This is a genomic window from Marinomonas sp. FW-1, assembly GCF_005222245.1.
Lineage (GTDB): Bacteria > Pseudomonadota > Gammaproteobacteria > Pseudomonadales > Marinomonadaceae > Marinomonas > Marinomonas alcarazii.
Genome location: NZ_CP025987.1, coordinates 3,405,596 through 3,418,292, shown reverse-complemented (window position 1 = coordinate 3,418,292; position 12,697 = coordinate 3,405,596). Strand labels below are relative to the sequence as shown.

Annotated in this window: 9 protein-coding genes; 3 read left to right on the top strand and 6 right to left on the bottom strand. The window is 45.1% G+C overall.

Annotation, left to right across the window (positions count from 1 at the left end):
• The first annotated feature begins 25 nt into the window (after nt 1–25).
• Nucleotides 26–466, top strand: coding sequence for an RbsD/FucU family protein (locus C1X04_RS15905; RefSeq protein WP_110576631.1), 441 nt, complete (start codon nt 26–28; stop codon nt 464–466).
• A gap of 92 nt (nt 467–558) precedes the next feature.
• Here the strand turns inward: C1X04_RS15905 and xylA are convergent, their stop codons facing one another.
• The 6 genes from xylA to C1X04_RS18515 form a co-directional block, all read right to left on the bottom strand.
• On the bottom strand, nt 559–1,878 hold the full coding sequence (gene xylA, locus C1X04_RS15900) for a xylose isomerase (RefSeq protein WP_137170473.1): 1,320 nt from the start codon (nt 1,876–1,878) through the stop codon (nt 559–561).
• 1,512 nt (nt 1,879–3,390) lie between these two features.
• Entirely contained in the window at nt 3,391–3,843 is a 453-nt protein-coding gene (locus C1X04_RS15895; RefSeq protein WP_110576629.1) for a transposase, read from the bottom strand.
• A 193-nt stretch (nt 3,844–4,036) separates the two neighbouring features.
• On the bottom strand, nt 4,037–6,262 hold the full coding sequence (locus C1X04_RS15890; RefSeq protein WP_245927063.1) for a YjbH domain-containing protein: 2,226 nt from the start codon (nt 6,260–6,262) through the stop codon (nt 4,037–4,039).
• Nucleotides 6,262–7,032 carry a capsule biosynthesis GfcC family protein gene (locus C1X04_RS15885; RefSeq protein WP_137170472.1) on the bottom strand — a complete coding sequence of 257 codons (771 nt, stop codon included), beginning with the start codon at nt 7,030–7,032 and terminating at the stop codon, nt 6,262–6,264. The genes C1X04_RS15890 and C1X04_RS15885 overlap by 1 nt, the downstream gene beginning before the upstream one ends.
• Nucleotides 7,029–7,790: a YjbF family lipoprotein gene (locus C1X04_RS15880; RefSeq protein ID WP_137170471.1), complete on the bottom strand. Its 762-nt coding sequence runs from the start codon at nt 7,788–7,790 to the stop codon at nt 7,029–7,031. The genes C1X04_RS15885 and C1X04_RS15880 overlap by 4 nt, the downstream gene beginning before the upstream one ends.
• A 90-nt stretch (nt 7,791–7,880) precedes the next feature.
• Nucleotides 7,881–8,228 (bottom strand): hypothetical protein, encoded by a 348-nt coding sequence (locus C1X04_RS18515; RefSeq protein WP_175404963.1) that lies wholly within the window; start codon nt 8,226–8,228, stop codon nt 7,881–7,883.
• Between the two features lie 382 nt (nt 8,229–8,610).
• Here C1X04_RS18515 and C1X04_RS15870 point away from each other — a divergent pair, with 382 nt between their 5' ends.
• On the top strand, nt 8,611–9,879 hold the full coding sequence (locus tag C1X04_RS15870) for a capsule assembly Wzi family protein (protein WP_137170470.1): 1,269 nt from the start codon (nt 8,611–8,613) through the stop codon (nt 9,877–9,879).
• Nucleotides 9,880–9,947: 68 nt separating this feature from the next.
• A complete protein-coding gene (locus tag C1X04_RS15865) occupies nt 9,948–12,551 on the top strand; it encodes an SLBB domain-containing protein (protein ID WP_137170469.1) in 2,604 nt (867 codons plus the stop codon).
• The last annotated feature ends 146 nt before the right edge of the window (nt 12,552–12,697 follow it).

Sequence of the window (12,697 nt, the reverse complement as noted above, 5' to 3'; positions counted from 1 at the left end):
GCCTATCGGTGATTAGGGAAAAAACATGTTAAAAAATATAGATCCTTTGCTAAGTGGTGAATTACTGAACGTGCTACGTACCATGGGTCACGGTGATGACATCGTGCTGGTCGATCGTAATTTTCCAGCGGCTTCGATGGCAGCTGGAAAACCGGTTATTCGTTTAGATGGTGTGAACGTCATTCAGGCCGCTAAGGCGATTTTATCGGTATTGCCATTGGATACCTTTGTTGATCAGCCAGTGACTCGTATGCAAGTGGTCGGTGAAGATGAATCCGTGATGCCAGAAGTGCAGCAAGAATTCGCTGCCGTGCTAAAAGCGGCTAATAGCGACAATGCGGAAATGGGCTCGTTAGAACGTTTTGCTTTTTACGAAACAGCGAAACAAGCCTACGCTTTTGTTGTGACTGGCGAAGGGCGAGGTTACGGCTGTTTTCTATTGAAGAAAGGCGTGATCTTTTCTTAACTTTTTCGTACAACCAAGTCATACAAAAACACAGGCCATCTTTCGTTGGCCTGTGTTTTTTATTTTAAACGGTTTAACGTTTATCTAACGGCTTATTTAAAAATGTAGCCATTCACCATGTTTTCGAGCATTTCTTGGCGACCGGAAACCGGTTTAGGGTTTAAGTTGTTTTTCTCTGCATACGTCGCAAGGTCCTGCAGAGTATAGTTACCAGCCAAAATATCGGCTCCCAAAGAGTCGTTCCATTTCGCATAGCGTTGTTCAACCAGTGTCGCTAGTTTTTCGTCTTCCATCATTTTTACTGCCCGTTCTAAAGACAGCGCCAAAGTATCCATCGCACCAATATGGCCATGGAACAAATCTTCTAGATCCATGGACTGACGACGTAACTTGGTGTCGAACATGTAGCCGCCGTTCTGGAATCCACCGTTTTTCAAGATTTCATAAGTAACCAACGTGTATTCTTCGACACTGGTGGGGAATTGGTCTGTGTCCCAACCGAGTTGCGCGTCGCCTTGGTTGGCGTCGACAGAGCCAAGAATGCCCAAAGAACAAGCCGTGGCGATTTCATGATGGAAGCTATGACCCGCCAAGGTCGCGTGGTTAGCTTCTATATTGACCTTAATTTCTTTCTCAAGACCAAACTCTTTTAAGAAGCCATAAACCGTCGCAGTATCGTAATCGTATTGGTGCTTGGTTGGTTCTGCAGGTTTTGGCTCGATCAACAAAGTGCCTTCAAAACCGATTTTGTATTTGTGTTCAACCACCATTTGCATAAAGCGACCAAGCTGCGCACGTTCGCGCTTTAAGTCAGTATTCAGCAAGGTTTCATAGCCTTCGCGACCGCCCCATAGAACATAGTTTTGACCACCTAGTGCCTTGGTTGCATTCATTGCATGAAACACCTGAGTCGCTGCGTAGGCAAAGATTTCAGGGTTCGGATTGGACGCCGCGCCAGACATGTACCTTGGGTTGGAAAAGGCATTCGCCGTGCCCCATAACAGCTTGATGCCAGTGGCTTCTTGTTTGGCTTGGAGCACATCGACCATTTGTGCGAAGTTATTAATGTACTCTTTTAGTGAGCTGCCCTCTGGGCTGACATCCACATCGTGAAAACTGTAATAAGAAATACCCAGCTTTGTAAAAAATTCAAACGCCGCGTCGGCTTTCATCTTTGCCGCTTCCATCTCGGACGTCGCCTTGTACCAAGGGCGGTCAAAAGTATTTGCCCCAAATACATCGCTTCCTTGCCAACAGAAACTGTGCCAATAACAGACAGCCATTCTTAAATGCTCAGCCATGGTCTTGCCCATTAGAACCTTGTTGGCATCGTAATGTTTAAAAGCAAAAGGGTTTCCGGAATTCGCACCTTCGTATTTTATATGTGGCACGTTCTTAAAAAATTCACTCATATCAGAACTCCTGATTGTTGTTATTTTTGTCCCTATGAATGATTGGTTTTTTGAGCGATGGCTTCAATTACGAAATTTCTTGAGACGATTATTGAATTTGTCGATAAATGTAGGTCGTGCATTTATGCTGACAAAACGTTATGTGGCATCAAATTAGGTCTTGTCGGGCTAAAGCCGCGACCTACAGCAAAAAATGTAGGTCGTGCATTTATGCCGACACAAAGTTATGTGGTACCAAATTAGATCTTGTCGGGCTAAAGCCGCGACCTACAGCGAAAAATGTAGGTCGTGCATTTATGCCGACAAAACGTTATGTGGCATCCAATTAGATCTTATCGGGTTAAAGCCGCGACCTACAGCGAAAAATGTAGGTCGTGCATTTATGCCGACAAAACGTTATGTGGCATCAAATTAGGTCTTGTCGGGCTAAAGCCGCGACCTACAGCAAAAAATGTAGGTCGTGCATTTATGCCGACACAAAGTTATGTAGCATCCAATTAGATCTTGTCGGGCTAAAGCCGCGACCTACAGCGAAAAATGTAGGTCGTGCATTTATGCCGACAAAACGTTATGTGGCATCAAATTAGGTCTTGTCGGGCTAAAGCCGCGACCTACAGCAAAAAATGTAGGTCGTGCATTTATGCCGACACAAAGTTATGTAGCATCCAATTAGATCTTGTCGGGCTAAAGCCGCGACCTACAGCAAAAAATGTAGGTCGTGCATTTATGCCGACAAAACGTTATGTGGCATCAAATTAGGTCTTGTCGGGCTAAAGCCGCGACCTACAGCGAAAAATGTAGGTCGTGCATTTATGCCGACAAAACGTTATGTGGCATCAAATTAGATCTTGTCGGGCTAAAGCCGCGACCTACAGCAAAAAATGTAGGTCGTGCATTTATGCCGACACAAAGTTATGTAGCATCCAATTAGATCTTGTCGGGCTAAAGCCGCGACCTACAGCAAAAAATGTAGGTCGTGCATTTATGCCGACAAAACGTTATGTGGCACCCAATTAGGTCTTGTCGGGCTAAAGCCGCGACCTACAGCGAAAAATGTAGGTCGTGCATTTATGCTGATACAAAGTTATGTGGTACCAAATTAGATCTTGTCGGGCTAAAGCCGCGACCTACAGCGAAAAATGTAGGTCGTGCATTTATGCCGACAAAACGTTATGTGGCATCAAATTAGGTCTTGTCGGGCTAAAGCCGCGACCTACAGCAAAAAATGTAGGTCGTGCATTTATGCTGACAAAACGTTATGTGGTACCAAATTAGATCTAGTCGGGCTAAAGCCGCGACCTACAGCAAAAAATGTAGGTCGTGCATTTATGCCGACACAAAGTTATGTAGCATCCAATTAGATCTTGTCGGGCTAAAGCCGCGACCTACAGCAAAAAATGTAGGTCGTGCATTTATGCTGACAAAACGTTATGTGGTACCAAATTAGGTCTTGTCGGGCTAAAGCCGCGACCTACAGCAAAAAATGTAGGTCGTGCATTTATGCCGACAACACTACAAATAGACCGAATCCCAATAAGGGTAATCTCTTATACTTTTAACTAATTTTTTTCGTAAAGGATTCGCAACAATGTATCGCGCTATATGAAGGCGGTCGTCTTCAGCTCGTAAAGCGTGATCATGAAAAGAAGGTTGCCATAAGTTTCCATTCTTTTTTAGGTATTTATTTATCTTAAAGGCACTAGCTCCTTTCAAGTCCCCAACAATGCGAGGCAGTGTTGAGCTATTACTTTTTAGCTCTAATAAACCGTGGAAATGGTCGGGCATAAGAACCCATGTTAACCATTTGCAATTATTGCGTTTTTGGTTTGTCTCTATCTGCTCGCAAAATAAGCTAGCAGTATAAAAATCATTGAAGTAGGGGATTCGGTTAAATGTATTAAAAGTAATTAAATATTCACGATTGGGCTCTGAATACCTTCCTTTTCTCAAGTCATTCCATGACATAAAGTCTCCTTATTGATATTAAAGCCGCGACCTACAGCAAAAAATGTAGGTCGTGCATTTATGCCGACAAAACGTTATGTGGCATCAAATTAGATCTTGTCGGGCTAAAGCCGCGACCTACAAAGGTACGTTTGTCGGGCTAAAGCCGCGACCTACAAAGGTACGTTTTGTCGCGGCTTGTAGGAAACGAATATTATTCGTTCTGACTGGGGCGTTGGTACCAAGGTGACACCATGTCGGTAATACTGAATAAGCTGTTGCGTTTATTCAACACTTGTCCACCGTCGCGGGTGATTGGTTGCCAGTTGAGGTTGCCTCGGCTGGTGGTTGGTTTTAGTGATACTGTGTCGAACGGAATGGACAAATAGAAGCCTTTGGTAAAGCTGCCTTCACCAAATTCCTCTGCAGACATATTCGTCCGGCTGGCGTACGCGCCGATAATCATGCCGCTGTCAAACTGCTTAGAAAAGTCAAAACGGGCGCCAACATCTGCGGCTAAGAATTTGCCCACATCCAAACGAAACAGGGTGTCTTCTAAGAATGACCATTCGGGTTGATAATACAAAGACAAATGCCCTGTGGTGCCTCTGGCAAGTACCTTGGTATTGTTACCGTAGGTGCTTTCTTCAGAAAAAATACCAAACACTGAGTTTGGATCGCGCTGAGAAATGGCGTTTATGTCTGCACCAATGGCCCAGTTTGAGTTAGGCTGACGATACAAGACCTCTGTCCCAAAACCTGCAAACATGGTTTCTAAATAACCGCCATAGATTTGTTGATACCAATTCTTACCATAGCGATCAAACCAAGTTAGTTGCAGGTTATTCAAACTGGCATCGTTATCACTTACATAGGCCCGCACTAGAGTACGAACACGGTAATTAGATGTGCCATCATCAGGGACAGCGAAATTAAGTTTGTCGTAGTTATCTACTAAGTTAACTGACACGGCACTGGATAATTCTAAATTTCGGCTAAGCCAGTAAGACGCGCCACCTTGCATAGTTAAGCTGTACATATAAAAGTTTTCTGGGCCACCAAAAGATTGGCTTAAATGTGGTGCGAAGCCGTAATTAAAAGGCTCAAAATTATCGTATAAAGGCGTGTCATTAATGTCTTCTGGTGGTAACTCAATAATGGCGTCTTTAATGGATGGATTAAAATAGTCGACCGTCGCCACATCGAGGTAATCTCTGGCTGAAATCTCAGTGGATTTGACAGGAATATTTTTTGATTCTTCAATGATCTTGTAAGCGCCCACATTGGTTGGCACATGGTTCGCGATCACCGCCGCAGCGCGTTCGATCGCCACATCACGATCACGATATTTGCTTTGCTGAGTGACAAAAGTCACCGTGTTGCCTTGTTGATATACGCGGTCGGTTTTATACCCTGCCACATCATTCAGTTCTTGGTCGAGGACTTGCCAGTCAACTCCACTGAGCGTAGCGGCTTGGTTGTTGCCCAAAGCAGGAGCATTGTTGTCTATCCATGGGCTTTTCATGGTATTAAAGTTGGTGGACAGCGTAAAGCCAAGCGCTACAGTGGTGCCGCGTTCGTAGCTCAAACGCACATCTACACCATCCGTTACCTCATAAATTGCCCCAAAGTTCCATGGTGTTTTGGGTGTCATATCCACACCACCACGAGTAACCGGGTAATCCTGACTGTAGTCGTTGCCGTCGTATTCCAGTTTTAAGCGCAATGGTTCATAAGGGGTCTGATATTCGATACCGCCAAACAAGGAGGCGCTGCCAGTAAACCAGCGGTTGTAATCGATAGAGCCACCGTTGTCAGCATAGTCTGAAATACGCTCACAGAAGCGGTCGGCTGCAGTACACAGCGGGTTACTGATGTTGCCACGTTCGCCAAAATAGCCCCAGCCTAAGCCGAGTGTGACATCAAACTGACCGTAGTTTTCCGTGGAAAAACGCTTAGTCGCCGCTATAAATTCCCCGTCGAACAAGCCCGTTCCGCCAAGGTCGCGAAAACCAACAGACACTTCAGGAAGCCAGTAATCTTCTTTGATTAGCCTTAATTTGGCATCAATGCCTTTGTCAGCCAGTTTGGTATTGCCACTAAAGTCTTTTCTGTCGCTATATAATAGGTCTTCTACTTGAGTGTAGCGAATAGTGGTTTCTAACCAAGGCATCAGCTGCAAAGACACAGTGTAAAATTTGTATTCACTGTTATCGTTGTAACCAAAACTGAATGCTCCATCTTCTGCCATGCGACCAGACGGCATTTGTATTAAACCCACACCACCCAGATCCGTTTGTGATGGTGTAAGTTGTGGTCCTTGAAACGGCAAAGCAAAATAGGCATCGTCTTCAGCATGGCTTTTAGCGTATAGATCGCCGTTCAACAAAAAAACACAGCCAGCAAGAAAGGGTGTCATAGGGAAACATTTAAATGACATTATAGCTCCAAACGAAAAGCAAGCAGATGGGCGATATTGGCATTCAAATCGCGGTAGTCATCAGGGAGGTTTTGCAGCCCAACAAACACAATGGCACCAGGGCTAAGAAAATATAAGGTGTTTTTCCAGGATAAGTTGTCAACCTGATATACTGCTCGATCTGCCTGAATAATCCACGCCGAATCATAGCGATCTTGTTTTGTCATCTGGCTTAGCTTGGCTAGATAGTCTCGTAAGTCAGCGTTTTCTTGCAGCGCCATGGTCACGCTATGGTCCAAGGTTGGGTCAAACGCCTTGATATGAGTAGGGCGCTTGGGCAACGATAGCCAGTAATCTTGTTTAATGAGCGGGTTGAACTTAGATGAAATGCGAACTTTCGTGAGGTCTGTTGCAATCTGCTCATGATAAACCAAAGGCAGCGAATCGAGCTGCTTAGCCATATTTGTAGCTTCTGGTGTATTCAGCTGTTTTAACTGACGCATAATCACGCGCTTTTGCGTATCGATAATGGTTTGCTTATGTGGATCAATCAAGCCAGTGCCTAGCGCATATATCTCTCCATTAGACTGAGCATAGGCATCGCTCAGTACTTGAGAAAAGCGTACGTCTTGTGAATAAGATAAGGTTATCTGGCTTGGTAATAAAGTAACTCTGGTTGTATAAATATTCGGTGTTTCAGCGTCTGCTCGGCTAGTGGGTAACGCCGCCATTAGTAATAAACCACCTAATAAAATGGTGCGTAACAGGTTTATGTTTAACGGCAGTATCATGACTGAATATCCTTAGTCTTTGTTTCTCTGGTATTTGAGCGTGGCGGCACAAAAGGCTTCACCATCAGCATTTCCACCTTGTCCATATTGGGCCCTAAATATTGGATGCTTTTGACCACAAAAGGGTCTGCCGTTTCTGTTGCAGGCGTAAGCCAGAAAAGATTATTAAATGACGCGTCTAGATTGTTAAATACCACGGTTTCTTGGATTTGCTCTGCTTCTTGGTGCCATAAATCGGTGATGACCGTGTCCATACCAAGAGAGCGAGCGGTCACTTGGGCAGTAAAATTATAGCGATAGCCAGGTGACCAATCGTATCGGGCTTGCCAAGAGGTGGTACTGGCAAGTTTAGGGAAAGGTGTCGCAACCGTCGAACTGGGAGAAGTCGCAGAGGATGGCGTCATTGATGAAGTAATCGGCATCAGAGTGTCTAAATTATCACTCGTAAAGCCAGTGGTATGAACGATACGACCATTTTCGGTGACGATACTGCCTGCGTCTTGGGTTAACCAGGTAAGTCGGTAAGTATTTGTTAGTGGGTCGTGGTCGACAAAGGTCAGAATCAAAAGCAAAGGTCGAGAATCGTTGACAGTGACCAGAGTGCTAGCATAAGGCAAAGACGAGATATAATCAGGAGTGATAGCTTGGTTTAAGTTGATGGCCGCTTTCGCCGAGTCTAAGCTGTTTTTGAAGTTGCCCGAGCAGCCCGTTAACGCCAATAAAATAAAAGCCATGGAAAAGTAACGAAGAAAACGCATGCAATCGCCAATACGAAAGAAGAAAGAAGGAGCCGCCTGATAAGTTATTATCAAGCGGCTTAGGGGGATTACTTAGTAGTAATACTCGTGCTAATTAGTAGTAACAGTCGTGCTAACGGTGGTGTTGTCGTTTGCAGACACCGCAACTGCTGCACTTACTGCCACGGCGGCTGCTGCCGCTGCCGCTGCTGCCAAACCGCCTACTGCTGCTGACGTCGCTGCACCAACACCCGCCGCTGCTACGCCAGCACCTGCAGCACCCGCACCCGCTGCGCCTGCAGCACCTGCTGCGCCCGCACCTGCTCCTGCGCCCGCACCTGCTGCACCAGCACCTGCGCCCGCACCACCAGTAGAGGCTGCTCCAGCACCAGCCGCTTCACCATATGCTTGGCTAGCTAGGCCAAGTGCTACAATTGTAGCCAAAGTAACAAGTTTCATAATATTTCCTTATCATTAAACATCGATGTTTGAAGAATGTTCTTCATTTTCGATTTTAGAGCAAGATTTATGACAATGTAAGCGTAAAAGAGGAATTATTTGATAGTTTTTTATACAATTTTGATGCATTGCTAGACTGAAAAAGGTCGATCGACACTATAAAAGCCACTTTCTCTGTCAGTAAACCGTTTATTCTGGCTAAAAATGATACAAGAGAATAAGGCTATTCCAAAAAGCGCTTAGCTTTGTGAAAGCATTAAGTAAGCGACCTTTATTTTTGCGGTGTTTTGGGACATTATGTGCACCACCCTAATAATAGTCTGATAAGAATTATGCTCATAACAGCGTCAACTCTTTCAATACAAGGAACTGTGAGCTATTAATGTCCTCGTTTAATGTAAAAACAACGTTCTGGTTGGCTTTTTTGGGCTGTGCTTCGGCTCCAGTGATTGCCTCCCCTTGGCTAGAGGCCAATGATCCCTTCTTACGTTCTTCCTTGGTGTTGCTTTCCGATACGGGGCAATTAAGGTCTCCCGTTAACCATTATCCTATGCGTTGGTCTATGTTTGGTGACGATCTAACTTATACCAAACAAGAAAGTGATACTGTGCTGTTGGCCAATCAAGAGCTGCTTTACACATTGAATACAGCGAAATTAAATCGCGGTAATAGAATGTTTAGACTATTATACGGCACCAATCCATCCATACCATTAGGTTTTGGGCAGTTCAATGAAGACGAAAAAGGCGTTTATAGCAGCTTCGAACATTTAGGTGACTCTTTTTCTTACCGTTTAACCGCGGGCTACAGCGAATACCAAGATGATACAAGTCTAAATTTAGATAATAGTTACTTAGCTTTTAGTGCTGGGGCTTGGTTTTGGTCTATCGGTAATATAGATCGCTGGTGGGGGCAGGGCTGGCAGCATAATTTGATTTTGGGGTCTTATGCAAAAGCAGCGCCCGATATCAGTGTTAGTTACCTTGGCGAAAACGATATGTTGGGTGTGTGGAGTGTCGAAAGTATCTTGGCGAAACCTGCAAAGTCGTATTACGACTATCATAGTGCAACGCGATTCGTATCAAAGCCTTTTTCGCTTTTTGAGTATGGCGTTACTTATCAAACCTGGCTTTCAGATATGGATTCAGGCGAGCAGGATGAACAGCTAGCGTTGGATGCCAAGCTGACTTTACCCCGCGTCGCGAGTCTGTATCACAGTGTATATGCCGAAGCCGCTTCTACTGCGGATAGCACAGAGCTGGGGGCTTGGTTGTTGGGTTGGACGGGCAGCTTTCCAGTCGGCAACAACACCGCACGAATCGTTTTAGAATCCCAACAAACCACAGATGCACATGATACGACAATATGGAAATCGGGCAGTTACCCTTCAGTGACGGATGGCGTTGCGAATACAAGCTATTTATTGGATGACAGCGCATCTATTGCATTTTATCTGCAATTGGCAAATGACCATCAGGTGGGCTTGAGCTACCAAAGTGCCACCCAAAACGACGAAAAAACCAATACCAGCCAATTCACTTACAACCTTCCAGCACTGGCCGGGATGGTGCGTTTAGGGGCGAGCTATCAACAGGTAAAAGGCGGCGATAATCAAACCAACCTATGGGCTGACTATGAATTCCGCTTTTAGGCGGTGCTCATAAGTTGTTTCTTAAACCAGAATTTAATTTTTAATTGAACCTAAATAGACCACACAGTATGCGATTTAAAAAATTACTAACAGCGTTAATGATGACACTTGCAGGAAGCGTGTTTGCTTTTACCCCTACCGCGGCGCAAATTAGTCAATTTCAAAATCTTCCGAAGGCGCAACAAGAGGCACTAGCACGTCAGTATGGTGTTGATATAAGCGCCTTTGCAAATGGTTCTGGCGGTTCTGTTACAGACGTTCAGCAAGCGCCAATGTTAGAACCTGTCGAGAACAAGGAGCCCGCCCCAGCACCGGTTCGTCATGCCGCAGAAGATGATGATTCGGGATTGCCATTGTTTGGTTACGATGTATTTAGCGGTAATAGTTTGGGGCTTACTGTGGTGGATGATTTGCCCGTGCCACTGGACTACCAAATGGGGCCTGGCGATGTGATAAACGTGCAAACCTTTGGCAAAACCAATCAGAATTTGTCTTTAACAATAGGTCGAAACGGTTCTATTAACTTGCCCGATATTGGTCCTGTTGCTGTGTCTGGTCAGAGCTTTGCGCAACTTCGCAAACAGATTAATGACGTTATAAAGAACAAAACCATCGGTGTGGATGTGTCCGTTACCATGGGCGCTATGCGAACCATGCAGGTATACATTGTTGGTGAGGCTACTCAGCCTGGTGCTTATAATGTGAATGGCTTGACGACAATAACACAAGCACTTATTGCCAGTGGTGGTGTGAAAAAATCAGGCAGCCTGCGTCATATTCAGTTAATACGTAAAGGTAAGGTGGTTTCAGAGTTTGACTTGTATGATTTGTTAATCAAAGGCGATACCTCGAAAGATCTGCGATTATCATCTGGCGATACCTTGTTTATACCTATTCGTGATAACGCCCTTACTATAGAAGGGCAAGTGGCACGTCCTGCCGTATATGAAGCCAAGGGTGGTACGACGCTTGCTCAGCTATTATCGCTAGCAGGTGGTGCAAAACCAAATGCTTACCTTTCTCGCGTTAGTGTGCGCAGAACAAGCACCAAGGGCGTGCAGCAATTTACGTTGGATCTTTCTTCTTCATCAGGAAGAAGGTTTAAGTTAGAAAATGGCGACAAGGTGAATTTGTCTGCGGTTTCTAAGTCCCTTAAAAATGCGGTCGCTGTTCGTGGTGAAGTGGTAAGGCAGGGGGCGCTTAACTTCAAACGAGGCATGAAAGTAAGTGATGCGATTGGGTCTATCGAGGACGGTTTAAAACAAACCGCGGATTTGAATTACGCATTATTGGTGCGAGAGGTTAACGCTAATCAGGATATAGAGGTGTATCAATTCAGTTTATTGGATGCGATCACCCATCGTGGTTCGGCAGCTAACCTGACACTGCAAGAAAAAGATCAAATATTTGTGTTTGATAATGGCTTGGCGCAGGACTACTGGTTTGGGTCTTATGCAAACAGTAAAGTCAAATCAACTGCTGGATCTGATAAAACGCGTGAAGTACTGGATACGGAAACAGGGGCTGTTATCACTAAACAAGAAAGTACCGCGTTGAAGGTCCCGACTGCGGATGCCGTGTCTGATGCTGCAGAGCTTCGCAAAGCGAGTCGCGAGGCGTTGCTTAAGCCGATTATTGAACGTTTAAAAGAACAGGCGAGCTACGGAAGCCCAGCAAAAGTTATCGAAGTGTCTGGCGCGGTTAAATTTCCTGGTCTTTACCCTTTGGCTAAAAATACCAATGTGTCTTCTTTGCTCGCCGCTGCGGGTGGTTTAAACCAAGATGCCTATTTAACGTCGGCGGAATTGAGTCGTCGATTGATGCAAGGTGATAAGACTACTTTCGAACGCATTGATTTTTCATTAAAAGATGCAATTAGCGGCAAGTATCCGGTTAGCTTAGGCGCACAAGATACGCTTATTGTTAAAACTCAGCCGGGTTGGCAAGAAGGTATGGTGGTCGAGCTTCAGGGGGAGTTTGTTTTCCCTGGGACTTATACCTTTAAACGTGGCGAAACGTTAAAAGACGTTGTCGAGCGTGCTGGCGGCTTTACAGAATTTGCTTACCCTGAAGGCGCCGTGTTTAGCCGTGAACGCCTAAAGCGTCAGGAAGCAGAAAGACTTAAATTTATCAATGCACAGCTCAAACAAGAAATCAGCACCATGTCGTTGCGTCGCCAAGGGTCTTCGGTGCCTGATCCTGCGCAAGCGATTGCGGTAGTGGATCAGCTTGAAAATGCTCAGCCTGTAGGGCGTTTGGTCATTGACCTGAATTCAGCGGTTGAGGGCGACAAACTGGCTAACCTGATGCTAGAAAAAGGCGATAAGCTTTTTGTGCCTGCCGTGAACCCAGTAGTCAGTGTGGTTGGCGAAGTGCAATTTACATCGAATCATACCTTTAACCCGAACTTAACGGTTGAAGATTACATCACATCGGCAGGTGGCACGAAACGCCAAGCCGACACAGATCGTATTTATATTGTTAAATCCAATGGCTCGGTTGAATTGCCTAATAACTCCTTCTGGTTTAGCCGCAATTATGAACCTTTAGAGCCGGGCGATACCATCATTGTGCCAGTAAATACCGATTACCTAGATGGCTTAAGTACCTTGTCTACGGCGACTCAAATACTTTATCAAATTGGTGTGGCTTGGAGTGCGGTCAAAAATTAACTTAGCAGCCTAATGCTAGAGTGAAAACAGAAAACATCAGAGGTAAGTCTTGAGTGAAAACTTACCTCGTTTACTTAATAGAATTGAATAGGATAAAACAGAAAGGGTTGGGTGTTGGTGAGTTAAGACTGGCATTCACCTTTTTC

Bases quoted from the DNA above. Each gene is read 5' to 3' on its own strand.
- C1X04_RS15905 (WP_110576631.1), top strand. From the start codon at position 26: ATGTTAAAAAATATAGATCCTTTGCTAAGTGGTGAATTACTGAACGTG.
- xylA (WP_137170473.1), bottom strand. From the start codon at position 1,878: ATGAGTGAATTTTTTAAGAACGTGCCACATATAAAATACGAAGGTGCG.
- C1X04_RS15895 (WP_110576629.1), bottom strand. From the start codon at position 3,843: ATGTCATGGAATGACTTGAGAAAAGGAAGGTATTCAGAGCCCAATCGT.
- C1X04_RS15890 (WP_245927063.1), bottom strand. From the start codon at position 6,262: ATGTCATTTAAATGTTTCCCTATGACACCCTTTCTTGCTGGCTGTGTT.
- C1X04_RS15885 (WP_137170472.1), bottom strand. From the start codon at position 7,032: ATGATACTGCCGTTAAACATAAACCTGTTACGCACCATTTTATTAGGT.
- C1X04_RS15880 (WP_137170471.1), bottom strand. From the start codon at position 7,790: ATGCGTTTTCTTCGTTACTTTTCCATGGCTTTTATTTTATTGGCGTTA.
- C1X04_RS18515 (WP_175404963.1), bottom strand. From the start codon at position 8,228: ATGAAACTTGTTACTTTGGCTACAATTGTAGCACTTGGCCTAGCTAGC.
- C1X04_RS15870 (WP_137170470.1), top strand. From the start codon at position 8,611: ATGTCCTCGTTTAATGTAAAAACAACGTTCTGGTTGGCTTTTTTGGGC.
- C1X04_RS15865 (WP_137170469.1), top strand. From the start codon at position 9,948: ATGCGATTTAAAAAATTACTAACAGCGTTAATGATGACACTTGCAGGA.